General features: G+C 68.6%; 21 protein-coding genes. 9 read left to right on the forward strand and 12 right to left on the reverse strand.

Annotation, left to right across the window (positions count from 1 at the left end; genetic code table 11):
* Window positions 1–7: 7 nt before the first annotated feature.
* The 5 genes from ABC419_RS00555 to ABC419_RS00575 form a co-directional block, all read right to left on the reverse strand.
* A complete protein-coding gene (locus ABC419_RS00555) occupies window positions 8–3,028 on the reverse strand; it encodes a 2-oxoglutarate dehydrogenase E1 component (RefSeq protein WP_412876663.1) in 3,021 nt (1,006 codons plus the stop codon).
* Between the two features lie 342 nt (window positions 3,029–3,370).
* The gene (gene sucD, locus ABC419_RS00560; protein ID WP_412876662.1) at window positions 3,371–4,273 is read right to left on the reverse strand and encodes a succinate--CoA ligase subunit alpha; all 903 of its coding nucleotides are present in this window, start codon (window positions 4,271–4,273) and stop codon (window positions 3,371–3,373) included.
* Between the two features lie 46 nt (window positions 4,274–4,319).
* The gene (gene sucC, locus ABC419_RS00565; RefSeq protein ID WP_087141821.1) at window positions 4,320–5,510 is read right to left on the reverse strand and encodes an ADP-forming succinate--CoA ligase subunit beta; all 1,191 of its coding nucleotides are present in this window, start codon (window positions 5,508–5,510) and stop codon (window positions 4,320–4,322) included.
* 168 nt (window positions 5,511–5,678) lie between these two features.
* On the reverse strand, window positions 5,679–7,196 hold the full coding sequence (locus ABC419_RS00570; protein ID WP_368924302.1) for a spinster family MFS transporter: 1,518 nt from the start codon (window positions 7,194–7,196) through the stop codon (window positions 5,679–5,681).
* A 135-nt stretch (window positions 7,197–7,331) separates the two neighbouring features.
* Window positions 7,332–9,560, reverse strand: a complete 2,229-nt coding sequence (locus ABC419_RS00575) for a TonB-dependent receptor (RefSeq protein WP_412876661.1) — start codon at window positions 9,558–9,560, stop codon at window positions 7,332–7,334.
* A gap of 177 nt (window positions 9,561–9,737) precedes the next feature.
* On the opposite strand from ABC419_RS00575, the gene ABC419_RS00580 reads away from it, so the two are divergent.
* Window positions 9,738–10,466 (forward strand): TetR/AcrR family transcriptional regulator, encoded by a 729-nt coding sequence (locus ABC419_RS00580; protein ID WP_200168274.1) that lies wholly within the window; start codon window positions 9,738–9,740, stop codon window positions 10,464–10,466.
* A complete protein-coding gene (locus ABC419_RS00585) occupies window positions 10,463–11,245 on the forward strand; it encodes a LytTR family DNA-binding domain-containing protein (protein WP_412876660.1) in 783 nt (260 codons plus the stop codon). Before ABC419_RS00580 ends, ABC419_RS00585 begins: the two co-directional genes overlap by 4 nt.
* 4 nt (window positions 11,246–11,249) lie before the next feature.
* Here ABC419_RS00585 and ABC419_RS00590 read toward each other — a convergent pair whose 3' ends face one another.
* From ABC419_RS00590 to ABC419_RS00600, 3 genes are all read right to left on the reverse strand, one after another.
* Window positions 11,250–12,230, reverse strand: coding sequence for a magnesium transporter CorA family protein (locus ABC419_RS00590; RefSeq protein ID WP_412876659.1), 981 nt, complete (start codon window positions 12,228–12,230; stop codon window positions 11,250–11,252).
* A 224-nt stretch (window positions 12,231–12,454) separates the two neighbouring features.
* Window positions 12,455–13,918: a carotenoid oxygenase family protein gene (locus tag ABC419_RS00595; RefSeq protein WP_412876658.1), complete on the reverse strand. Its 1,464-nt coding sequence runs from the start codon at window positions 13,916–13,918 to the stop codon at window positions 12,455–12,457.
* A gap of 24 nt (window positions 13,919–13,942) precedes the next feature.
* Window positions 13,943–14,377: a DUF2141 domain-containing protein gene (locus ABC419_RS00600; RefSeq protein WP_200168277.1), complete on the reverse strand. Its 435-nt coding sequence runs from the start codon at window positions 14,375–14,377 to the stop codon at window positions 13,943–13,945.
* 209 nt (window positions 14,378–14,586) lie between these two features.
* On the opposite strand from ABC419_RS00600, the gene rpe reads away from it, so the two are divergent.
* From rpe to purH, 4 genes are all read left to right on the forward strand, one after another.
* A complete protein-coding gene (gene rpe / locus ABC419_RS00605) occupies window positions 14,587–15,270 on the forward strand; it encodes a ribulose-phosphate 3-epimerase (protein WP_368924312.1) in 684 nt (227 codons plus the stop codon).
* Window positions 15,267–17,081 carry a heparinase II/III family protein gene (locus ABC419_RS00610; protein ID WP_412876657.1) on the forward strand — a complete coding sequence of 605 codons (1,815 nt, stop codon included), beginning with the start codon at window positions 15,267–15,269 and terminating at the stop codon, window positions 17,079–17,081. The genes rpe and ABC419_RS00610 overlap by 4 nt, the downstream gene beginning before the upstream one ends.
* Complete coding sequence (locus tag ABC419_RS00615; RefSeq protein WP_200168280.1) at window positions 17,081–17,476, forward strand: hypothetical protein; 396 nt, start codon at window positions 17,081–17,083, stop codon at window positions 17,474–17,476. Before ABC419_RS00610 ends, ABC419_RS00615 begins: the two co-directional genes overlap by 1 nt.
* A 66-nt stretch (window positions 17,477–17,542) precedes the next feature.
* Complete coding sequence (gene purH / locus ABC419_RS00620) at window positions 17,543–19,147, forward strand: bifunctional phosphoribosylaminoimidazolecarboxamide formyltransferase/IMP cyclohydrolase (RefSeq protein WP_200168281.1); 1,605 nt, start codon at window positions 17,543–17,545, stop codon at window positions 19,145–19,147.
* A 247-nt stretch (window positions 19,148–19,394) separates the two neighbouring features.
* On the opposite strand, the gene ABC419_RS00625 is transcribed toward purH, so the two are convergent.
* Window positions 19,395–20,210 carry a siderophore-interacting protein gene (locus ABC419_RS00625; protein WP_412876656.1) on the reverse strand — a complete coding sequence of 272 codons (816 nt, stop codon included), beginning with the start codon at window positions 20,208–20,210 and terminating at the stop codon, window positions 19,395–19,397.
* Window positions 20,207–20,707 carry a PadR family transcriptional regulator gene (locus ABC419_RS00630; protein WP_412876655.1) on the reverse strand — a complete coding sequence of 167 codons (501 nt, stop codon included), beginning with the start codon at window positions 20,705–20,707 and terminating at the stop codon, window positions 20,207–20,209. The genes ABC419_RS00625 and ABC419_RS00630 overlap by 4 nt, the downstream gene beginning before the upstream one ends.
* 213 nt (window positions 20,708–20,920) lie before the next feature.
* Between ABC419_RS00630 and ABC419_RS00635 the strand changes: the two genes are divergently transcribed.
* From ABC419_RS00635 to ABC419_RS00645, 3 genes are read left to right on the forward strand one after another with little or no spacing between them, the layout of a single operon-like run.
* Window positions 20,921–21,670 carry a dienelactone hydrolase family protein gene (locus ABC419_RS00635; RefSeq protein ID WP_412876654.1) on the forward strand — a complete coding sequence of 250 codons (750 nt, stop codon included), beginning with the start codon at window positions 20,921–20,923 and terminating at the stop codon, window positions 21,668–21,670.
* Between the two features lie 57 nt (window positions 21,671–21,727).
* Window positions 21,728–22,216: an Rrf2 family transcriptional regulator gene (locus ABC419_RS00640; RefSeq protein WP_312219676.1), complete on the forward strand. Its 489-nt coding sequence runs from the start codon at window positions 21,728–21,730 to the stop codon at window positions 22,214–22,216.
* The gene (locus tag ABC419_RS00645) at window positions 22,185–23,108 is read left to right on the forward strand and encodes an NAD(P)/FAD-dependent oxidoreductase (protein ID WP_234287879.1); all 924 of its coding nucleotides are present in this window, start codon (window positions 22,185–22,187) and stop codon (window positions 23,106–23,108) included. The genes ABC419_RS00640 and ABC419_RS00645 overlap by 32 nt, the downstream gene beginning before the upstream one ends.
* Before the next feature lie 7 nt (window positions 23,109–23,115).
* Here ABC419_RS00645 and ABC419_RS00650 read toward each other — a convergent pair whose 3' ends face one another.
* Window positions 23,116–23,580, reverse strand: coding sequence for an OsmC family protein (locus tag ABC419_RS00650; protein WP_200168286.1), 465 nt, complete (start codon window positions 23,578–23,580; stop codon window positions 23,116–23,118).
* A 32-nt stretch (window positions 23,581–23,612) separates the two neighbouring features.
* The gene (locus tag ABC419_RS00655) at window positions 23,613–24,338 is read right to left on the reverse strand and encodes a GNAT family N-acetyltransferase (protein ID WP_412876653.1); all 726 of its coding nucleotides are present in this window, start codon (window positions 24,336–24,338) and stop codon (window positions 23,613–23,615) included.
* Between the last annotated feature and the right edge of the window lies 1 nt (window position 24,339).

The raw sequence follows: 24,339 nt of genomic DNA on the forward strand, positions 1-24,339 counted from the left end.
GCGGCGGTCAGGCCATGGCCTCGGCGAGGAAGGTCTCGAGTTCCTTCAAGTGTCGGCTCATCAGGCCCGCGGCGGTCGAGGCCGAGGCCGGGCGACCGACGTAGCGCGCGCGCTTGGCCTTCACGTTCAGCTTCTCGAGCGTCAGCTCGATCCACGGATCGACAAAGGTCCAGCCGCCCATATTCTTGGGTTCTTCCTGACACCAGACCAGATCGGCGTTGGGGAAGCGCGCCAGCTCCGCCGAGATCGACTTGATCGGCCACGGATAGAACTGTTCCAGACGCAGGATGTAGATGTCGTTGACGCCCGCCTTCTCGCGCGCGTCCAGCAGGTCGTAATAGACCTTGCCCGAGCAGACGACGACCTTGCGGATGTCCTTGTCGGCCTTGAGCGTGACGCCCGCCACGTCCGGACGCAGCTCGGCGTCGTCGCGCAGCACGCGGTGGAAGGACGAACCCTCGGCCATGTCGGCCAAGGTCGAGACGGCCTTCTTGTGACGCAGCAGCGACTTGGGCGTCATCAGGATCAGCGGCTTGCGGAACGAGCGGTGCAGCTGGCGACGCAGGATGTGGAAGTAGTTGGCCGGCGTCGTGCAGTTGGCGACCTGCATGTTGTTCTCGGCGCACTGCTGCAGGAAGCGCTCCAGGCGAGCCGAGGAGTGCTCGGGGCCCTGGCCTTCATAGCCGTGCGGCAACAGCATGGTCAGGCCGCTCATCCGCAGCCACTTGCGCTCACCGGACGAGATGAACTGGTCGATCACCACCTGGGCGCCGTTGACGAAGTCGCCGAACTGGCCTTCCCACATGGTCAGGGTGTTCGGGTCGGCCAGCGAATAGCCGTACTCGAAGCCCAGCACCGCCTCTTCCGACAGGGCCGAGTCGATGACCTCGAAATGGGCCTGACCTTCGCGCAGGTTGTTCAGCGGGAAGTAGCGCTGCTCGGTCGTCTGGTCGGTCACGCCCGAGTGACGCTGCGAGAAGGTGCCGCGCACCGAGTCCTGACCCGACAGGCGGATGTTGTAGCCTTCATCCAGCAGGCTGGCGAAGGCTAGGCTCTCGGCCGTGGCCCAGTCGATGTTCGCGCCGCTCGACACCGCATCGCGACGGCCGTCGATGACGCGCTTCAGCGTCTTGTGCATGTCGACGCTGTTCGGGATCGTCGTCAGGCGGTGGCCGTAGTCGAGCAGCTTCGCGGCCGGAACCCCGGTCTTGCCGCGCTGCTGCTGATCATCGCCCGCATCGACGCCCAGACCCTGCCACTGGCCGTCCAGCCAGTCGGCCTTGTCGGCCTTGAAGGTCTTGCCGGCTTCGAACTCGGCGTCGAGGAAGGCCTCGAAACGGGCGATCTCGGCGTCGGCCTCGGCCTGGGTGAGGACGCCTTCGGCGACCAGGCGCTTGACGTAGATCTCCAGCGTGGTCGGCTGATTCTTGATCTTCGCGTACATCAGCGGCTGGGTGAAGGTCGGATCGTCGCCTTCGTTGTGGCCGAAGCGGCGGTAGCAGAACATGTCCACCACCACGTCCTTGTGGAACTTCTGACGGTATTCCGTGGCGACCTTCGAAGCGAAGACGACCGCTTCGGGATCGTCGCCGTTGACGTGGAAGATCGGCGCCTGGACCATCAGGGCGACGTCAGACGGGTAGGGCGACGAACGCGAGTTGCGCGGCGCCGTGGTGAAGCCGATCTGGTTGTTGATGACGAAATGCAGGGTGCCGCCGGTGCGGTAGCCCTTCAGCCCCATCAGGGCGAAGCACTCGGCCACCACGCCTTGCCCTGCGAAGGCGGCGTCGCCGTGGATCAGCAGCGGCACGACCTTGGAGCGGTCCAGCACCCATTCGTTGTCCGGCTTGCCGACGTTGACCTCGGCCTCGCGGATGTCGAAGGCCTGCTTGGCGCGCGCCTTGCCCAGGACGACCGGGTTGACGATCTCGAGGTGCGAGGGGTTCGCGGTCAGCGACAGGTGGACCTTGTTGCCGTCGAACTCACGGTCCGACGAGGCGCCCATGTGGTATTTGACGTCGCCCGATCCTTCGATGTCCGACGGTACGGACGAACCGCCCTGGAACTCGTGGAAGATGGTCTTGTAGGGCTTGCCCATGACCGCGGCCAGGGTGTTCAGGCGGCCGCGGTGCGCCATGCCGAAGACGATCTCGTCGACGCCCAGGGCGCCGCCGCGCTTGATCACCTGCTCCAGGGCCGGGACCATGGCCTCGCCGCCGTCCAGGCCGAAACGCTTGGTGCCGGGGAAACGCTTGTGCAGGAAGCGCTCGAAGCCCTCGGCCTCGACCAGCTTCTTGAAGATGGCCAGCTTGCCTTCCTTGGTGAAGGCGTTCTGCTCGAACTTGTCCGGGCCTTCAAAGCGCTGCTGCAGCCAGGCCTTCTCGTCCGGCTCGGCGATGTGCATGAACTGCACGCCGATGTTGCCGCAGTAGGTGCGCTTGAGGATCTCCAGCACCTGGCGGACCGAGCCGGTCTCCAGGCCCAGGACGCCGTCCAGGAAGATCGGGCGATCCATGTCGGCGGCGGTGAAGCCGTAGAACTCGGGCGTCAGCTCCGGGTTCTGGATCGGCGGCTCGATGCCCAGCGGGTCGAGGTTGGCCTGCAGGTGGCCGCGCACGCGATAGGCGCGGATCAGCATCAGGGCGCGGATGGAATCGTGGGCGGCGGCGCGCACGTCGGCGGCCGAAACGGCGCCCGAGGCGTCAGCAACCGGAGCGGTCGGGCGAGGGCCGGGCTTGCCGGCGGCCTTGGGATCGACCTTGGGGGCGGGCCAGCGGCCGTCGAACACGGCGGTTTCCTCGGTCGGCTCGGAAGCGCCCGAACGACCCCAGGAGCCGGCGGCGGCCGACTGCTTCACCAGGTCGGCGTTGTCCTTCAGCTGATCGAAGAAGGCGCGCCATTCCCCCGACACCGAGCCGGGGTCCGCAGCCCATTTTTCGTGCAGGTCCTCAATGAAGGCGGCGTTCGCGCCATAGAGGAAGGAGGTCTCGGCAAAGACCTGGTTCAGCCGACCCGCATCGTCCGCCATTTTTCTCTCAATCGTCCCTTTACAACCGCCCGCGCACAGCCGCGCGGAGAGCAGCGCCGTTCATATAGGCCCTGTTTCCTTACTGGTCATGACCGAAGGGAGGCCGACCGGGTGGAAATTGGTCGAATCGGCAAGAAAAAACGCCCCCGGACGATTCCGGAGGCGTTACAAAAGGTCACACGGCGCGAAAAACACCCCCGGAACGCGGATAGATCAGACTTTGGTCCAATCCGCCGCCCGCCCGCCGCCGAACCCACCCTGAAGTGAATCCGGCGCTCAAGCAGCGAGCCGCCGCGCGGCGAGCGGTAGCGCCCGCACGCGCAGCGTGCGCCGCTGAAAGGCTTAGCCCTTCAGCACTTCCACCAGAGTCGTGCCCAGGCGCGCCGGCGACGGCGAAACGCGGATGCCCGCGGCCTCCATCGCAGCGATCTTGGATTCCGCATCGCCCTTGCCGCCCGAGACGACGGCGCCGGCGTGGCCCATGGTGCGGCCCTTCGGAGCGGTACGACCGGCGATGAAGCCGGCCATCGGCTTCTTGCGGCCCTTGTTGGCTTCGTCGATCAGGAACTGGGCGGCGTCTTCTTCGGCCGCGCCGCCGATCTCGCCGATCATGATGATCGACTCGGTGGCGTCGTCGGCCAGGAACATCTCCAGCACGTCGATGAACTCGGTGCCCTTGACCGGGTCGCCGCCGATGCCGACGGCCGTGGTCTGGCCCAGGCCTTCGTTCGTGGTCTGGAACACGGCTTCATAGGTCAGGGTGCCCGAACGCGAGACGATGCCCACGTTGCCCTTCTTGAAGATGTTGCCCGGCATGATGCCGATCTTGCACTCGTCCGGGGTCAGGACGCCGGGGCAGTTCGGGCCCAGCAGGCGCGAGTTCGAACGGTCCAGGCGGGCCTTGACGCGCACCATGTCCTGCACCGGGATGCCTTCGGTGATGCAGGTGATGAAGGGGATCTCGGCCTCGATGGCCTCGATGATGGCGTCGGCCGCGCCTGCCGGCGGGACGTAGATGACGGTGGCGTCGGCGCCGGTGCGCTCCTTGCCTTCGGCGACCGAGGCGAAGATCGGCAGGCTTTCGCCGTGCGAGCCGGTCCAGGTCTGGCCGCCCTTGGTCGGGTGCACGCCGCCGACCATCTGGGTGCCGTGATAGGCCAGGGCCTGTTCGGTGTGGAAGCCGCCGGTCTTGCCGGTCAGGCCCTGGACCAGGATCTTGGTGTTCTTATTGACGAGGATGGACATGTGTCTGTGCTCTGAATTCTGTGTGTCTGCTGGGCGGTAGCGGCGCTTACGCGACCGCCGCGACGATCTTCTGGGCGGCGTCGTCCAGGTCGTCGGCAGCCTGGATGGTCAGGCCCGACTCGTTCAGGATCTTCTTGCCCAGCTCGGCGTTCGTGCCTTCCAGACGCACGACCAGCGGCACCTTCAGGCCCACTTCCTTCACCGCAGCGACAACGCCTTCGGCGATGACGTCGCACTTCATGATGCCGCCGAAGATGTTGACGAGGATGCCCTCGACCTTCGGGTCAGCGGTGATGATCTTGAAGGCCGCCGCGACCTTGTCCTTGCCGGCGCCGCCGCCGACGTCGCAGAAGTTGGCGGGTTCCTTGCCGTACAGCTTGATGATGTCCATCGTCGCCATGGCCAGACCGGCGCCGTTCACCATGCAACCGATGTTGCCGTCCAGGGCCACATAGGCGAGGTCCCACTTGGAGGCCTCGATCTCCTTGGCGTCTTCTTCGGTTTCATCGCGCAGGGCGCGGATGTCTTCGTGGCGGTACAGGGCGTTGCCGTCGAAGCTGACCTTGGCGTCCAGAACGCGCAGACGGCCGTTCTCCATGACGATCAGCGGGTTGATCTCGAGCATGTCCATGTCCTTCTCGACGAAGGCCTTGTACAGGATCGGGAACAGCGACTTGCCGTCTTCGGCGGCGTCGCCCGTCAGTTCCAGCGCGGCGTTGATGGCGGCGATGTTCTCGGCGGTGACGCCGGCTTCCGGGTTGATGGCGATGGTGTGGATCTTTTCCGGGGTGGCGTGGGCCACTTCCTCGATGTCCATGCCGCCCTCGGTCGAGACGACGAAGGCCGTCTGACCGACCGAGCGGTCGACCAGCAGCGAGCAGTACAGCTCACGGGCGATGTCGGCGCCGTCTTCGATGTACAGGCGGTTGACCTGCTTGCCGGCCTCGCCCGTCTGGGCGGTGACCAGGGTGTTGCCCAGCATTTCCTTGGCGTGGGCGACGGCTTCCTCGATCGAGAAGGCCAGACGCACGCCGCCCTTGGCGTCGGCGCCCAGTTCCTTGAACTTGCCCTTGCCGCGGCCGCCGGCGTGGATCTGCGACTTCACGACATAGAGCGGGCCAGGCAGTTGCTTGGCGGCGGCTTCGGCCTGGTCGGCCGAGGTGATGGCGACGCCCGCCGCGACCGGGGCGCCGAAGCCCTTGAGGACTTGCTTGGCCTGATACTCGTGAATGTTCATGTCTGGATCCGCGCCGTTAGGGAGGTTTGTGGAAACTTTGGCCGCGCTTATAGGCGTCGCGCCTTCGCCTGCGCAACCGTCTGTCGTCTTATGGCCCGGCAAGGCTTTTCTTATGCACGGCGACCGCCCCTACGCCGCGACCGCCATTGGATCGACAACGGATCAGGATCAGTCGACCCAGTCCTTCTTCAGCGTTCGCGATGCGCCGAACAACAGGATGGAAGCCATGAGATAGAAGCCCATGCCGGTGTAGATGGCCCAGCGCAGGCTCTCGTCGCCGAAGGTCGGGCGCAGCAGGTCGCTCATCCAGCCGAAGTAGTAGAAGCCCACGGCCAGACCGAGCAGGTTGTTGATCAGCAGGAAGATGGCCGAGGCGGTCGAGCGCATCGGCGCCGGCGCCAGATGCTGCACCGCCGCCGTCACCGGCCCCAGCCAGGCCAGGTTCAACCCCGTTGGAATCAGGAAGATCAGGAAGGCCAGCGCAAGAGCCATGGCGTGACTGCCGCCGCCCGGGATCAGGCCGATCAGCCAGGGCGAGTTCATCGCCAGGATGAAACAGGGCGCCGAAATGATGAAGGCCACGGCCGGCACCAGCGGATAGGCTCCCTTGGACCGGCGCGCCATCTTGTCCGCCAGCGAACCGCCCAGCCAAATGCCCAGCAGTCCGCCGATCAGGGCGATGCCGGCGTAGTACCAGCTGACCTGCGCCAAGGTCAGGCCGAAGCTGCGCATGAAGAACAGCGGCAGCCAGCCCGCCACGCCATAACCGCACACCGAGGACGACGCGGCCCCCAGCGCCAGCAGCCAGAAACTGCGCTTGCGCATGATGACCGAGCCCGTCGCCCGCGCGATGAACAGGGAGACGCCGATCACCGCGAACAGACCTGCGCCGAAGAACGGAACAAGCGGGTTGTCGAGGCCCGCGCCGAACAGGGACAGCAGACCCAGCCCGGCCAGGACGCCAGCGACGCCGAAGCAGACCAGGGCGACCTTGCGGCCCAGGCTGACATCGCCCTCAATCGGAACCGAGGCCGGCGCCGCAACCGCGGCCTCAACCTTGGCGGCGGCGTCCGCACCGCCGCGCTGCGGATCACGCACCGTCAGCCGCAGCAGGGGCGCGACCAGGACGCCGAGCACCCCCACGACGATGAAGGCGGTGCGCCAGCCGTACTGCGCCGCCAGCAGGCCGCCGACCAGGGTGCCGCCCGCCGTGCCCAAGGGAATGCCGAAGGCGAAGGCGGCCAGGGCCCGCGCCCGCTGGTTGGGCGGGAAGTAGTCGGCGATCAGCGAGTAAGCCGGGGCCACCCCGCCGGCCTCGCCCACGCCCACCCCCATGCGGAACAGGAACAGCTGGCCAAAGGATCCCGCCACCCCGCACAGGGCGGTGAAACCCGACCAGACCGTCAAGGCGCCGGTCATGATCCACACCCTGCTGGCCCGATCGGCCAGCCACGCCAGGGGAATGGCCAGGGTCGAATAGACCGAGGCGAAGGCGATGCCGCCCAGCAGGCCGAACTGTTCGTCGCTGAGCTGGAACTCCTGCTTCAGCGGCGCCGCCAGGATGCCGATGATCTGCCGATCCACGAAGTTCAGCATGTAAACAAAGATCAGGATCGCCAGCACATAGTAGCGATAGCCTGGCGAGACGGCGCTTCCCTCGGCCTTTGCGGCTTCGATCTGGCTCATGGACGTTTCCCGACTGATTTACTTGCGACGACGGTAGCGGCCGCGCCGCTCTGCGCCACGAAAAAAGAAGGGCGGCGGCTCCAACGAACCGCCGCCCGCGACCAGATGATCAGGCGTTCAGGAGAAAGCTCCAGATCAGAACTTGTACTGCAGCGACGCCGTCACGGTGCGCGGCGGGCCGTAGTAGCCGATCACGGAGTCGTTATAGAAATCGCCGACCGGCGTCTTGGCGAAGTTGTAGCCGCCGACGCGGTATTCCTCATCGGTCAGGTTCTTGCCGTACAGGCCGACGGTCCACTTGTTGCTGGGGTCCGTCCAGACGATGGACAGGTCCACCAGGGCGAAGGCTTCCTGGTCCAGATCGGCGTTCGGATACTCGAACTGGCTGTAGTCGTCGCGATAGCTGACCGACGGCGTCACGGCCAACGCCCCGCCCGCCAACTGTCCCTGCCAGGTCAGGCCCAAATAGCCGGTCCACTTCGGCGCGTTCTGCAACACGACGAGATCGGAGATGTCCTCATACTGCTGGGTGACCAGATTGTAGCGAATGAACTTCTCGAACTTGGAGTCCAGGTAGCCGACAGCGAAGTTTGCGGTCAGGCTATCGGTCAGGATCAGCGAGCCCTCGAACTCCGCGCCATGGAACTTGGAGGCGCCGACATTGTCGACGAAGCTGGCGATGCCACCCGGCGCCGGAACCTGGGTCGTGATCTGCTGGTCCTGGTACTCGTTATAGAAGATCGCCGAAGCGAAGTTCAGACGACGATTGAAGGCCGACCCCTTCAGGCCGATTTCATAGGAATCGACGGTTTCAGGCTCATAGCCGTTGACGGTATCCGGCGTCAGGATCGCATCGCCGCGCATGTCGAAGCCGCCCGACTTGTAGCCCTTCGAATAGGAGGCGTATCCGGTGATGCGGTCCGAGAAATCGTAGGACAGCGAGACCTTCGGCGTGAACTGATCAAAGGACTTGGAGCGGGTGTAATCCGTGCGCAGCAGGATCGGATTGCGCGCCGTGCCGCCCAGCAGCGGGCTGCGCGTCGCGCCCAGATAGTTGGCGCGGAAGACGTGGCCGGTCTTGTCGTCGATCGTGTAGCGCGCGCCCAGGCCCAGGTGCAGACGGTCGGTCAGGTCCAGATTGACGTCGGTGAACAGGGCGACGCTGGTCGTCTCCACATAGCCGGCCGTGCCGATCACGATGCCGAAGTTCTGGGCGATCGTATCGAAGGCGCCCGACGCCGTACCGTCCAGATAGAAGATCCCCGCCACGCCCTGGATCCGGTCCGTGCTGAACAGCGCCTGGAGCTCCTGGGTGAACTGGTGGTCACCGTACACCGCAGGGATGTCCAGCGTCGGCGCTGGCGTGTTGTCAAAGTCGATCAGGGTGTCCGTGTCGCCCGTGCGATAGGCTGTAATCGATTTGAAGGTCCAGACATCGTTGAGGTCGACCTGCGCCGTCAGCGACACGCCCTCGGTCGTGACCTTGTTGCGATCGCCCAAGCCCGCATAGGTATCGTACACGCTGTCCGGCACGCCCGCGCCCGGGCCGACGCCCGGCCGCTCGCGGTGGCCGTGACGGGGGTTGGAGCGGTCCTCGACCCGATCATAAGCCAGGCGGAAGAAGGCGTTGTCGTAGGGCTGGAACTCGACGCTGACCCGCCCGGCGATGACGTCCTTGTCGTAATGCTCGGCTCCGGTGTTCAGGTTCTTGCCGAAACCATCACGATTGTAGCTGGCGACAGCCGCGCCGATACGTAACTTGTCGGTCACCGGCATGGAGCCCTGAGCCAGGAGATCGATCTGGTTATAGCTGCCGTAGGCGCCGCGTAGCGTCAGTTCCGGCATGTCCGGATCCAGTCGCGACGTCACGTACTTGATGGCGCCGCCGACCGTGTTGCGGCCGTACAGCGATCCTTGCGGCCCGCGCAGAACCTCAATCCGCTCGATGTCGAAGATGTCGAGCACGGCGCCTTGGGGGCGCGCCACATAAACATCGTCCACATACAGGCCCACGCCCGGCTCGAAGCCCCACAAGGGATCCTGTTGGCCAATGCCGCGAATAAACGAAATGAGGGTGGAGTTGGAGCCGCGCGCCACCTGCACCGTCGCGTTGGGCGTCTGCTGCTGCAGGGCGGTGATATCCGTGGCGCCGGTCTGTTCCAGGCGCTCGGCGCTCATCGCCGACACCGACACGGGCACGTCCTTCAACGCTTCGTCGCGACGGCGCGCGCTGACGATGATGTCATCGACCGATGAGGCCTGCTCGCCGGTCGAGGGCGCGTCCTGGGCCTGAGCCTGGACGGCCGAGGCCATCACGCCGAATGCGGCGCCCGCCAAGAGGGCGGTCTTCACGAGTCTGTTCATTTGCATCCCAATCCTGTTTCCAGCCCGAGCGACGCTTTTATTCAGCGTTCAATGATTTTTTGCATTGGTGACGATCTTTCGCCCGCCTGTCAAACAGCCAAGCCTGATTTTCGCCACGGAAGGGTCCGCCCTGTGGCGCCGTTGCACTAACCCCCAAAGCGCGACTAGCTTCCGGCCATGACGAAGAGCGACCTGCCGCCGCCCCAGATTCCGCCGCTGCCCCTCGCGCCCGCCCGGCGCGGACGGCCCAAGAAGTCCAAGGCGGCCGCGGCGGGCGAGACGCGCGAAGCCATTCTGAACGCGGCCGAGGATCTGTTCTCCAAGCACGGCTTCTACGGCGTCACCATCCGCGAGGTGGCGCGCGAGGCGGGCGTGGATACGGCCCTCGTCCACTATTATTTCGGAGCCAAGAAGGAGCTGTTCGACGCCGTCTTCAACCGTCGCGCCGAGGTGTGGAACGCCGAGCGCGTCGCCGCCGTCGATCGTTACGCCGAGGCTGCGGGCGACGCCATGACGCTGGAAGGGCTGTTCGAGGCCTTTCTGCGCCCGCCGTTCCAGTGGTCGCTGAAGGGCGGGCCGGGGTGGAAGCACTACGCCGCCCTGGTGGCCCAGACCAACGCCAACCCGGCCTTCGGCGGAGAGACCATGGCCCGCTATTTCGACCCGGCGATCCGTCGCCTGCTGGAGCTGGTCAAGCGCATCATGCCCGAGGCGGACGAGGCCGATCTGTACTGGGCCTATCACAATCTGTCTGGCGCCCTGACCCTGACCCTGGGCGAGACAGGGCGCCTGGACCGCCTGTCCGGCGGCCTGTGCCAGTCCGGCGACCTGGACAGCGCCTGCGACTACATGGTGCGGTTCGCCGCCGCCGGCTTCCGCGCCGTCTGCGGTTCGAGGCGCGCGTGACGGCTCGACTGGATTTCTCGCCGGGGTCCAAGGCGCGGGACTTCCTGCGCGGCCTGGCGGTGGCCGTCGGGGCGGGCGTCTTCCTGGCGCTGGGCGGCGCCTTCGGCTCCAACGGCGCGCCGCTGGCCCAGCGTCTGGCCTATTGGGTGCCCGTGCTCGTCGTCGGCGGCCTGTGGGGGCACCTATGCAGCCTGCTGGTCGAGCGCTTCATCGACGTGGACGCGCGCCCCTGGCTGGGCGTCGCCGCCCTGACCCTGGTCATCACCGGGCCGCTGACGCTCATGGTCTGGGCCATGACCGGCCTGATGTTCGAAGGTCGGCTGCGCCACGCCGACGACCTGCGCCACTTCTTCCCGCCGGTGGCGCTGATCACCGCCGTGCTCAGCATTCTGAACGTCTTCCTGGGCCGCAAACAGCCGGTCGAAACTCACGCCGCCGCGCCGGGCGCCGCGCCCGCCCGTTTCCTCGACCGCCTGCCGCCTCGCTTGCGCGGCGCGCGGCTGATCGCGGTCCAGGCCGAGGACCACTATCTGCGCCTGCACACCGACAGAGGCTCAGACCTGATCCTGATGCGGCTGTCCGACGCCCTGGCAGAGTTGGAGGGGCTGGAGGGCGCCCAGACCCACCGCAGCTGGTGGGCGGCCAAGGGCGCCGTGGCCTCGGTCACACGCGGCGACGGCCGCGCCGCCCTGACGCTGGACGGCGGCCCTGGCGGCGAACTGATCGTCCCCGTCAGCCGCCGCTACGCCAAGGCCCTGCGCGACGCGGGCTGGTGGTGAGGCCCTACAGCCAGCGCTTCTTGCGGAAGACGAGATACGGCAGGGCGGCCGACAGGATCATCGCCCCCACCGCCGCCGGGTAGCCGTACTGCCAGTGCAATTCCGGCATCACGTCGAAGTTCATACCGTAGATGGAGGCGATCAGCGTCGGCGGCAGCAGGGCCACGGCCGCGACCGAGAAGATCTTGATGATCTGGTTCTGCTCCAGATTGATCAGGCCCAGCGTCGCATCCATCAGGAAGGTCACCTTGGACGACATGGAGACGCTGAGTTCGCTCAACGCCGCCGCATCGCGTTGCAGCAGGCGCACGGTCTGGCGCGCCTCGCGGTCCGCCTTGCCCCCGGCGCGCGCGCCCGACAGCGCCGCGTGATAGGCCAGCAGTCGTTGCAGGCTGGACAGGCTCTCGCGGATCAGGGCCAGGAAGTCGCCTGCCCGACCGATATCCTGGATCACCAGCTGCAGGTTATGGCTCTCCACCGCCTTGGGATCGCGCTTGCGGAAAATCTGGCGCGAGATGGCGTCCAGTTCCAGCCCCTTCATCTCCAGGGCGTCGGCGTAGCGGTCGATGACGGCCTCGATCAGCCCCATCATGATGGCCTCGCCGCCGGCCAGCTTCTCTCCCGGCTTGTGGGTGGCGCGGGCGATGAACAACTGGAAAGAGCGCGGCTGGCCGTAGCGCACCGTCACCAGCCGCCCGCCCTTGAGGATGAAGGTCACGGGCGTCTTGACCGGATCGTGCGTCTCCAGGTCCGTGGCCACGGCGGCGATCATGAAGACGCCGTTGTCTTCGGCGTAGAGACGGGCGGACGGCTCGACATCGTCCATCTCGTCCCGGCTGGGGATGTCGATGCCGGTCAGGGTCTCCAGCGCCGCCACCTCGTCGGCGGTCGGGGAGACGAGATCGATCCAGCACGCGGGGCCGTGATCCACGGCCGTATCCAGGCGCACGAGCCGATCGGCGCGCCAGTCATAGGCGTTCAGCATAAGTCGCTTCCTTTCGCGAGGACGCCCTCGCGCGGAAGCGGAGCGTCCTCAGAGCGTCGAAGAAGTTGAAGACGGACTTCGGTCTTCGGGGTTCATCTGAGGGTTTCCAAAAAGACGCCGCCCCAGGATAGGCATCTGGGCGGCGAAGGGGTCTTGGCCCGTTCGGCGGCGGGGGTCAACCGCGCGCCGACGGGCCGCCGCGAGGCGATGGCGCGGTGTGGCTTTCACGCCCAGTTTCCATGAAACGCCGCCGGCAGGGCCACATCGGCGCGCCAGGTGGCGACCGGGCCGTCCTCGACGTGCATCAGGTCCAGGACGTGCAGTTCGCTGACCCCCGCCTTCAGGTTGATGGTCGGGCCGACCAGCCAGGCGTCGGCCTCGTGCGTCCCGCCGGGCTTGGGGACATAGACCATCTCGTCCGTCACATGGCCGGGGCCGAAGTCGAAGGAGCGGGTGCGCCCCGACGACCAGTCGGTGACGGCGACCGCCGAAGCCAGGGGTCGGCCGGCGCGCTCGCCCGTGGTGTGCAGGCTGAAGCGACGCGCCAGACCGGCCCGGCGCGGGTCGCTGCGCGGGAACTCGCCGACGACGCCGGTCCGCTCCAGCCGCCCGCGCCCGTTCGGCGACAGCACGACCATGGCCAACTCGGCCGGTTCGCCGCCCAGCGGCACGCCGTTCAGCACCTCCTGGGCGCCGCGCGCGGCGAAGTCCATGTCCTTGTGCGCGCACAGGTCGAAGCGGATCGTGCCGTCCGCCTCGTTCCAGGCGTCGCCGACGTGGAAGAAGCCGAAGGACGGCAGGTCGTAGATCCGCCGCTGGGTCAGGTCGGCCTTGTCGACCACCAGCACCTGCGTCCCCGCCTCGGGCGTCCAGTCGAATCCCGCCGACATCGGCGCGACGTTGCGGACATGCACCCAGGGCTGAAGCACGATGACCAGATGCCGGGCCGTGGCGCTGAAGTCGTGGATGTAGCTGGCGCGCGGCAGGGCGATCACCTCGGCGTCCTCCAGCGCGCCGTCCGCCGCCAGACGCCAGACCATGGCCTGACGACCGTTCACGCCCAGGTTCCAGATGCGGCCGTCCGGCTCGATACGCGGATGGGCCAGGAAGGGCATGTTCTTCAGATCAGGCCGCAGCGTGACGAAGTCCTCGGTCTCCAGCGTCTCGGGGTCCATGGCCAGGGGCGAGCCCGCCTCCCACAGCGCCCACAGCTTGCCGCCGACCTTGTGTACCGAGGTGTTGGCCGGGCTGGCGTCATCAGCCGAGCCGATGCGAGCGCGCGGATCGCCGACCGTGCCGAAGCCGGGCATCAGCATGGCGCCGACCTCGGCCTCCTGGCGCCGCTTGCGGGTGTCGGCGAAGCGGGCGGCCAGGCTGGCCTGACCGTCCTGCACCCGCCAGCGACGGATCAGGCCGTCGCCGTCGAACCAGTGCTGGGATGAACGGCCGGGCCGCCGGAACTTGGCCGGACCATTGCGATAGAGGCTGCCCGCCAGCCCCTGCGGCGCCCGGCCGTGCACCAGACGCAGGGCGCGCGGCGCCACGTCGCCCTCGACGTCGGCGGTGGCCAAGGACCAGTCGGCGGTCGCCGCCAAGGCTTGCAGAGCATAGGCCCTATCAGGGGCCAGGACGCGGGCGGCGGCGAGCGCGGCGGCGCCCATGAACAGGGTGCGGCGGGTGGGGGTCATGGCGGTCTCTTCAGACAACGGGGCTTAGCGGATGCGGATGGTCTGGGCCGTGGCGCCGGAAACGTCGAAGCGGGCGCGCTCCCACCTGGCCGGCCCCATGTTGCCGACGGCGTTGTTGGAGAAGGCGAAGGGTTCGGTCGGCATGCCGAACGGATTCACATCCATCTTTCCGTTGCCGTTGACGTCGTGGAACGCCTTCATGCCGTAGGCGCCGGCGGGCAGGTTCTCGAACACGACGGCGCGCTCGCCCGCCGCCACATCGACCCGCGCCGCACGGCTGGGCGCGCCGCTCTCATAGGCGGCCTCATCGGCGTAGAGGGCGACCATGACGGCGCCGGTCTCGGCTCCCGTCTCGAAGGTGAAGGTCAGGCGGTTGTCGGCGGACTGAGCGGCGACCGGAGCGGCGACGACCAGAGCGGCGACGGCGAGGGCGGCGGCGATAGGAAGAAGGCGGATCATGGCGGGCGTCCTTGAAAGCGTGGTGAAGAGGTCGCCGCCTTTCTTCCTCTCCCCGCCAGACCCCGCCAGCGGCCTTGCGTCCGCGACCGCCGCGCCTTCGTCAACGGCCACCGCCCGCCGTTCACGAAGCGCCAATGACCGGCTTGGACGCGGCCTGCGGCAGCAGCCCGGCTTGCTCCCCGCGCCGAGGGGCCGTAAGTCGCAGAACCATGACCCAGACGTCCGCGACCGCCGCCCCGCTGATCTGCCCCTCCATCCTGGCCAGCGACTTCTCCAAGCTGGGCGAGGAGATCCGCGCCCTGGAGACCGCCGGGGCCGACTGGATCCACGTCGACGTCATGGACGGCCATTTCGTGCCCAACCTGACCATCGGCCCGGACGTGGTGAAGGCCCTGCGTCCGCACACGACCCTGCCGTTCGACGTGCACCTGATGGTCGCCCCGGTCGACAACTGGCTGGAGGCCTATCGCGCGGCGGGCGCCGACATCATGAGCGTCCACCCCGAAAGCGGCCCCCACGTCCACCGCACCCTCGGCCAGATCCATCAACTGGGCGCCAAGGCGGGCCTCGTCTTCAATCCGGCCACGCCGCTGAGCGTGCTGGAAGAGGCGGTCGAACTGGTCGATCTGGTGCTGATCATGTCGGTGAACCCCGGCTTCGGCGGTCAGAAATTCATCGAGACCTCGCTGAAGAAGATCGAGCGCGCCCGCGCCATCCTCGACCGCGCGGGATCGAAGGCGCACCTTCAGGTCGACGGCGGCGTCGTCGCCGCCAACGCCGGGGCCTGCGTCGCCGCCGGGGCCGATGCTCTGGTCGCCGGCTCTTTCGTCTTCAAGGGCGGGCCGGACGCCTACGCCGCCAACATCCAGGCCCTGAAGGCCGCCGCCGCGTGAGCCCCCTCGGCCCCTTCGCCCCGCGCGACAGCGACGTCCCCCTGGCCGAGGGGCACATCCCCGGCCTGAAGGGCGCGCCCATGCGCACGCCCGTGCGCCCCGCCTCGGGCGCCCGGCCCGACCCGCGCCTGTGGGCCTCGGTCGCCAAGGGGCTGGCCGCGCGCCAGCTGTGGGTCGAGCTGTACGGCCTGCCTGGCTACGGCCTGACGCTGGGCGGCCCGACCGCCGAGGGCTTCGCCGTCAGCCCGCGCGACTTCCGCCCCCTGCCCGAAGAGGCCCCGCGCCCCCTGCTGTCGGGCAAGCTGACGCTGGCGGGCCTGAGCCTGGACGCCGACAGCCCGGTGGCGCTGTGGAACAGCCCCACCCCCAGCCGCGCCTTCGCGGTCGAGCTGCACAGCTTCAACTGGATGCCCGCCATGATGGCCCAGGGCGATCGCGGGACGCGCGAGGCCCTGGCCATGACCCTGGCCTGGCGCGAGGTGTTCAGCCGCTGGTCGCCCTTCTCCTGGGATCCCGACATCCTGGCCCGCCGCGTCTATCACCTGGCCTGCGCCGGACGGCGGCTGGCGGGCGCAGCGACCGAGGTCGAGCGCCTGCAACTGACCGACATCCTGGCCCATCAGGCGCGCCAGCTGCTGCGGCCGCCCGGCGGGATCATGGGCCGGGCCGAGCGTCTGACCGCCGCCGCCGTCGCCGGCTGCGCCCTGACCGGCAAGGCCGGCGCCGCCATCCGCAACAAGGCGCTGAAACGCCTGCCCGGCGCCCTGGCCGCCACGGTCGCCGCCGACGGCGCCCACGCCACGCGCGCGCCGGAAATGGGGCTGGAGCTGCTGCTCGACCTGCTGACGCTGGACGACGCCCTGGCCCAGCTGTCGGAGGTGACGCCCGAGCCGGTGGCCGAGGCCATCTCGCGCCTGACGCTGGCGCTGCGCGTCCAGACCCTGCCCGACCGGCGGCTGGCCGTGTTCCAGGGCGGCGGCCCCTCGACGCCCGAGCGCGTCGCCGCCGCCCGCGCCCATGACGATGCGCCCGCCGCCCCGCCCAGCGGCGCCGTCGGCGGCCTGCTGCGCGTCTCCAGCCCGCTGCTGACCGTCACGATCGATGTCGAGGCCCCGGCCCGCAACGCTTGGTCGGCCGCCGCCTGCGGCCAGCCCGCCGCGCTGGAGGTCGTCTGCGGCCGCGACCGCCTGTTCACCTCGGCCGGATGGACGCCGCGCGCCCTGGACCGCCAGGCCCTGCGCCTGACGCCCGGCGCCTCGACCCTGACCCTGGGCGAACAGCCGCTGGGCGAGCCCCTGTCCGGCTGGAAGAGCGAGCTTCTGGGCCCGCGCCTGGTCGGCCCCGCCCTGCACGTCACGCGCCAGCATCAGGACGGCGACGGCGCCGTCTGGCTGGAGGTCGAGCACGACGGCTGGATGCCCGGCTATGGCCTGATGCACCAGCGCCGCCTCTACATCGACCAGCGGCTGGACGAACTGCGCGCCGAAGAGCGGCTGCATCCGCCCGAAGGCCGACCCGAGGCGACCCGCGCCATCGCCGCTCCCTACGCCCTGCGCTTCCAGCTCGAGCCCGGCGTCCAGGCCTCCCTGGCCCGCGACCGCCGCTCCATCCTGCTGCGCGGCCCGTCCGGGCGCGGCTGGTGGTTCCGCAGCGACGGCCCCGACGTGGCCATCGAGCCCGCCGTCCACATTGACGAAGGCCTGACCCGTCGCTCCTTGCAGATCGTCGTACGCGGCTCGGCCCGCACCGACGCCGAGACCAAGGTCCGCTGGAAGCTGAGCCCGGCGGGCGCGAGCGGCGACCCCCACTGATGCTTCGCATGATCTGTCAGCGCTGGATCTACCGGGTCGGCAATTCGACAGTCTGCGTGGACAACGCCTTCAGCTGGGCCGGATGGGCGCAGGAACGCCTCAGGGTCAATGACGAGACGGTGCAGGACAGTCGCGGCATGTTCCGTACGCGCCAATCCTACGCGGAACCGTGGCTGACCACGATCGGCGAGGGCGAGCTGTCGGTGCGTATGTCCGCACGCATTATGAGCATCCAGTGCGAGCTTCTGCTGAACGGCGAGCCGCTGGAGCCCGAGGCCTATATGGCGGCCCGCTGGGCGGGCCCAAAGAACACCTGGCCTGTCGAAGAGGATTGGCGGCCTGCTCGGCGTGGGGACTTCATCGCCCTACCGAAGGCCGAGGCCGCCAAGGGCTGACGCCGCGCCCCGTTGGTGCTAGAGGCCCCGCCATCTCCCCGCCCCAGCTGTTAACGGACGCCGCCCATGCCCGCCGCTCCCGACTTTCCGCCCGCCCCGGACGCGATCAAACCTGTCCGCGCCCTGATTTCATTGTCGGACAAGGCGGGGCTGGAGGATGCGGCGCGCACCCTGGCCGGCCTCGGCGTCGAGCTGGTCTCGACCGGCGGCACCAAGGCGGCGATCGCGGGCTTCGGCCTGCCGGTCAAGGACGTGGCCGACCTGACCGGCTTCCCGGAAATGATGGACGGCCGGGTCAAGACCCTGCACCCCGTGGTGCACGGCGGCCTGCTGGGCGTGCGCAACGCCCCGGCCCACGCCGCCGCCATGACCGAGCACAATATCGGCGCCATCGATATCGTCTGGATCGACCTCTATCCCTTCGAGCAGACCGTGGAATCCGGCGGCGGCTTTGAAGCGGCCATCGAGAACATCGACATCGGCGGCCCGGCCATGATCCGCTCGGGCTCGAAGAACCACGGCCACGTCGCGGTCGCCGTCGATGCGGAAAGCATCGGCCTGATCGTCGCGGCCCTGAAGGCCGACGGCTCGACCTCGCTGGCCCTGCGCAAACAACTGGCCGCCCGCGCCTTCGCCCGCACCGCCGCCTATGACGCCGCCGTCTCCGGCTGGTTCGCAGCTCAGCTGGAAGACGCCGCCCCGGCCCGCAAGTCGATCGCCGGTTCGCTGGCCCAGACCCTGCGTTACGGCGAGAACCCGCATCAGACCGGCGCCTTCTACCGCACCGGCGAGAAGCGTCCGGGCGTGGCCTACGCCACCCAGGTCCAGGGCAAGGAACTGGGCTACAACAACATCGCCGACGCCGACGCCGCCTATGAGCTGGTGGCCGAGTTCGAAGCCCCGGCCTGCGTCATCGTCAAGCACGCCAACCCCTGCGGCGTGGCCGTCGGCAAGAATCTGTCGGAAGCCTACGCCCGCGCGCTGGAATGCGACGCCGTGTCGGCCTTCGGCGGCGTCATCGCCGTCAACCGGCCGCTGAACGGCGAAGACGCCCGCGCCATCACCGGCATCTTCACCGAAGTCGTCATCGCGCCGGGCGCCGATGAAGAGGCCAAGGCCGTCTTCGCCGCCAAGAAGAACCTGCGCCTGCTTATCACCGACGGCCTGCCCGACCCACACGGTCCGGGCGAAGTCTTCCGTTCGGTGGCGGGCGGCTTCCTGGTGCAGTCGCGCGACCGTTCGTTGATCAAGCCGTCCGACCTGAAGATCGTCACGCGCCGCCAACCCACGCCGACCGAGATTCAGGACATGCTGTTCGCCTTCACCGTGGCCAAGCACGTCAAGTCCAACGCCATCGTCTACGCCAAGGACGGCCAGACGGCGGGCATCGGCGCCGGCCAGATGAACCGCCGCGACAGCGCCCGCATCGCCGCCATCCGCGCCAAGGAAGCCGGCGAAGCCAAGGGTCTGGCCCACTCCCTCGCCGAGGGCTCGGCCTGCGCCTCCGAAGCTTTCTTCCCCTTCGCCGACGGCCTGTTGGAAGCCGTCGCCGCCGGGGCCACGGCGGTGATCCAGCCGGGCGGTTCGATCCGCGACGAGGAGGTCATCGCCGCCGCCGACGAACGCGGCATCGCCATGGCCTTCACGGGCGTGCGCGTGTTCCGACACTAGGCTGAAAGCGCACTAACGCGAGCCGCGCGGCGGCTCGCTGCTTGAGCGCAAAGGAAGAGGGCGCTGCCGGTCGTCGGCAGCGCCTTTTTTCGTGGCCGATTTTTAGCGCCGCACATTCAACTCCGCTCATCCCGGCGGACGCCGGGATCCAGTGCTTTGGCTTCAGGCGTCGCGCCCAAGGATAGAGCTCAAGATTGGCGCTCTCACTGGACCCCGGCGTCCGCCGGGGTGAGCGGGAAATGAAACATCAGTCCTCGATCACCTCGTGCGAGCCGGCGCGGCCCAGACGCCAGTAGCCGGCGACCTTCATCCATTTCTGGTTGAACGGCCGAGCCGCCAGCAACGCCGCCCGCATCGAGCGAGCGACCGAGGACTCGCAGGCGACCCAGACATAGGCGTCGGCCGGGTCGATCCGTTTCGCCGCCGCGACCGCCGCCGTCGTCAGGGCCTCCGGGCGGCCGCGCGGCCCGCCGTTGCGATGCACCCAGACGATCTCGACGTTCGCCGGACTGGGCAGATCCAGCTCTCCGCCGGCGTCGTTCACCTCGATGCAGGCGATGGCGCGCGTGGTCGCAGGCAGCTCCTCCAGGCGCCGAGCGATGGCGGGGATGGCCGCCTCGTCGCCGACGAGCAGGTGCTCGGCGAAACTGGTCGGGATCAGGAAGGAGCCGCGCGGCCCGCCCAGCCCCAGTTCATCGCCCGGCCGCGCTTCCTCGGCCCAGGCCGTCGCCGGGCCGCCGTGGCCGACGGCGAAGTCGATGGTCAGCCGACGATTGGCGGCGTTGAAAGCCCTCGGCGTATAGTCGCGCGCCACGGGCCGAGGCTCCGAGAACACCGGCCCGTCCGGCCCCAAACTCGGCAGCACCAGAGGCTCGCCGCGCGGTACGGGAAAGATCTTCACATGGTCGTCGAAGCCGGGGCTGAAGAAGCCGTCCAATTCGTCGCCCGTCAGGACGATCCGCTTCAGCACCGGCGTCAGCTGCTCCACCGCCTCAACGCGGGCGCGGCGGAACTTCAGCTCGTGCCGCACGCGGCGCGGTTGTCTCAGCAGGGCGTCGGTCATGCCTGTCTCACCTTTTCGGCTGCGGCTTCTATCAGATCGGCGATGGCCTCGACCTGGGCCTCGCTCAGCGGCGGCTCCTGGGACAGGCGCTCATGGGTCGCCGCACGGAAGGTCTCGATGGCCTGGGCGATACGGGCCGGACGGTCGGCGCGACCGCGCAGGGCCTTCATCTTGCGCTCGGCGTGGGCCAGGGCCTCGGCGTTCTCACCCAGCAAGCGGCGCCCCTCGTCGGTGACGGCGTAGCGTTTCTTGCCGCCCTCGGCGACGACGCTCACGGCGCCCATGTCCTCCAGCAGGGTCAGGCTGGGGTAGATGACGCCGGGGCTGGGCGTATAGGCGCCGCCCATGCGCGCCTCGATGGCCTTGATCAACTCGTAGCCGTGGGCGGATTTGTCCGCGATCAGCGACAGCAGCACCCAGCGCAAGGCGCCGTGCTCGAACATGCGGCCGCCGCCGCGACGGCCGTGGCCTTCGCCGCGCATCCGACCCTCGCCCATGCGTCGCCCTTCCGGCCGCATCGACCGAAAAGGGCCGCCGTGCCCGCGCGCAAAGCCTTGGCCCATGCCACAGCCGCGCTTTCCGATTCCCTTGAATCCTCTCATCTGCGTCTCTTCTCTCACTTCGATATATCTAATTTGCAAACAGATATATCGATATATCGAAAGCGCAAGACCCCTTTCTTCGGCGACGGGACGGATTAAGCTGCGCCGATGGACACCGTCGCCGCCCGCTGGGCCCTGCTGGAACCGCATGTGCATGTCGTCGGACCGGACGATGATCGCGCCCGTCCGGCGGTGCTTCTGTTCCATGGCTGCGGCGGCCTGCGCGCCCACCTGCCCCGCTACGCCGAGGCGGCCAAGGCGGCGGGCTGGCGCGCCTTCATCGTCGATTCCTACGCGCCGCGCGACTGGGGCCGGGCCTTCACCCTGGTCGCCGTCTGCACCGGCCTGGCCTTTCGCGGCTATGAGCGGGCGGGCGACGTGCTGGCGGCCATTCATGGCGTCTCGCAACGCCCTGACGTCGACGCCTCGCAGCTGGCGCTGGGGGGCTGGAGCCACGGCGGCTGGGCCATCATGGAGATGATGAGCGAGACGCCCGAGCCGGGCCGCATGGGCGTGGCCGATCCCGCAACCGCCGACCTGTCGGGCGTGAAGGCCGTCTGGCTGGCCTACTCCTATATCGGCCCCTGGGCCTTCAACCGGATGAAGCCGTGGCGTCATTGCCCGCGCGTCCTGGCGCTAACGGCCAAACGCGATCACCTGACCACCGTGCGCAACGCCGAACGGGTCAACGCCATGATCCGCGACTGCGGCTCGGAGGTCGAAAGCTGGGTCGCCGACGGCACCCACGCCTTCGACGAGCCGACCAACAACGGCCCGATGCGTCATCACCCGGAGCTGACCGAAGAGGCGCTGCGCCGCTTCACCGCCTTCCTGAAGGACAGCGCGCCCCACGCCTGAAAATAATCACGAGGCCGCGCCTTGACACGCGCCCCATCACGTAACAATTGAAGTTACATGAAAAGAGACTCCCGCCTCTCCAACATCCTGCACGCCCTGCTGCATATGGCCGAGCACGAACAGCGCTGCGGCCGACCGATGACCTCGGACATGCTGGCGACCTGTCTGTCGACCAATCCGGTCGTGGTCCGCCGCACCATGGCGGGCCTGCGTGAACAGGGGCTGGTCGTATCCGAGAAAGGCCACGGCGGCGGCTGGCGGCTGGCGCGCCCGCTGGAGGCCGTCACCTTGGGCCAGGTTCACGCCGCCCTGGGCGAACCCGGCCTGTTGCCGGAGACGCCGCCGGTCGAGGCCGAGGGCTGCCTGATCGAGGCGGCCGTCAATGACGCCCTGTCCGACACCTACGCCGCCGCGCGCGCCTTACTGGCCGCGCGGCTGGACTCCATCACCCTGGCCGATCTGGCGGCGGACTTCTCGCGCCGGCTGGCCGCCCATCCCAAGAGAGACCTGCTCCATGCGCACCAGCGAAAATCCGATGCCCCATGACGCCGTCGTCATCGGCGGCTCCTACGCGGGCCTGTCCGCCGCCCTGCAGTTGGTGCGGGCGCGCCGCCGCGTCCTGGTCATCGACGACGGCCGCCCCCGGAACCGCTTCGCCGCTCGCGCGCACGGGGTGCTGAGCAACGACGGCCGTCCGGGGGCTGAGATCGCCGCCGCCGCTCGCGCCCAGGTCGCGGCCTATCCCACCGCCGCCTTCCGCATGGCCGAGGCGGTGGACGCGGCGCGCATCGACGGCGGCTTCTCGGTCGCCTTCGCCGACGGCAGTCGCACCATGGGCCGTCGCCTGATCCTGGCCCACGGGGTCGAGGACGTCCTGCCCGATCTGCCCGGCGTGAAGGAGCGTTGGGGCCGCACCGCCCTGCACTGTCCCTGGTGCCACGGCTATGAGGTCGGCGGCGGTCCGATCGGCGTCCTGGGACGCGGCGACCATGCGGTCCAGTACGCCAGCGTCGTCGCCGAATGGGGCCAGGCCGTGCTGTTCATCGACCCGGCGCGCCTGAGCGAAGACGAGGCGCGCATACTGGCCCGACGCGGCGTGACCATCGAGCCGACGCCCGTCGAACGGCTGGAAGGCGAGGCGCCGACCCTGACCGGAGCGCGGCTGATCGACGGCCGCTTCATCCCGCTGAAGGCCGTCTTCGTCGGCGCCCATGTGCGGCAATCCGGCGGCTTCGCCGAGAGCCTGGGCTGCGAGATGACCGACACCCCCATGGGCCGCATCGTCAAGGTCGACGCCCAGCAGCAGACCAGCCAGCCGGGCGTCTTCGCCGCCGGCGACCTGGCGCGGCCGGCGGGCAACATCACCCTGGCGACGACGGACGGCATGACCGCCGCCTACGCCGCCTTCCGCTCCCTGATCGAAGAGGAGACGGCCTAAAGGAGGCTCAGCGCGGCTCGATCTTCACCTCGGCGCGAACCGAGTTGGCGATGTAGCAGACGTCATGGGCGCGGTGATGCAGGTCGGCGATGGCCGCCGCATCCGGCTGCTTGTCGCCCGACCAGGTCACGGCGGGACGCAGCACCACCTCGGTGATCGACATCTTGCCGCGCTCGTCCTTGCCCAGCGTCCCTTCCGCATCGTCGCGATAGGAATCGACCACGAAGCCGTCCTTGCGGGCGTAGGCCAGGAAGAACAGCATGTGGCAGCTGGACAGGGCGGCGACCAGGGCCTCTTCAGGATCCACGGCCGCTTCTTCGGACAGGGGCGGCGGGATCATGGGCGAGGGCGCCGACGACCCGCGCACCACCGCGCCGCCGTCGAAGCGCCAGTCATGGCCGCGGCCGTATTTGTTGTCGCTGAAGGGCTGATCGCCCCGGTTCCATTCGACGACGGCGACGTGCTGGCTCATGACAGGCTCCGAAACAAAGGGTCGAAGCTAAGCTAGGCGCCCTCAGCGGGTTTCGCCAGATCGCCCTTGACCAGATCTCCTTGGGCCAGCATCCGCATCTGCATCTGCGCCCGGATGGAGAAGCCCAGCGAATGATACAGGGCGATGGCCCCGGCGTTGTCGGCGTAGGAATGCAGGAAGGCCGTCTCGCCGCGCGCCAGGATGCGCGCGATCACCGCCCGCATCAGCGCCCCGGCGTAGCCCCGCCCGCGCGTGTCGGGATGAGCGCAGACGCCCGAAACCTCGGTGAAGCCGTCCGGCTTCAGCCGCTCGCCCGCCATGGCCAGCAGCCGCCCGTCCTGCTTGACCCCGAAGAAGTCGCCCAACCGGTGCGTCTTGTCGAAGAAGGGCCCCGGCTCGGTCAGCGTCGCCAGGGCCAGCATGGCGGGCGCGTCGGCCTCGGTCAGGGGCTCGATGGCGATGTCGCGCGCCTTGGCCGGGGTCAGGTCGACCAGCACCATCTGCGTCAGCACCGCCTCCTTCAGCACCGTCAGACCCGGCGGGACGGGGGTGCGCTCCGCCTCGACCGTGGCCAGCAGGCCCTCGGGCTGCTCCAGCGCCGAAATGGCCGCCAGGCTTTCCGGCGACTGATCGACGCCGGCGACGAAGACGCCGTAACCCGGCGCCAGCCGCAGCGCCCCGCCTGCGCCCACGGCCAGGGACGCCTGACGCGCGGACGTCAGGGCGTTCCAGACCGGACGGTCGAGCGGGTGCGCCATT

Source organism: Brevundimonas phoenicis (assembly GCF_047237745.1).
In the GTDB taxonomy this organism is placed as follows: Bacteria; Pseudomonadota; Alphaproteobacteria; order Caulobacterales; family Caulobacteraceae; genus Brevundimonas.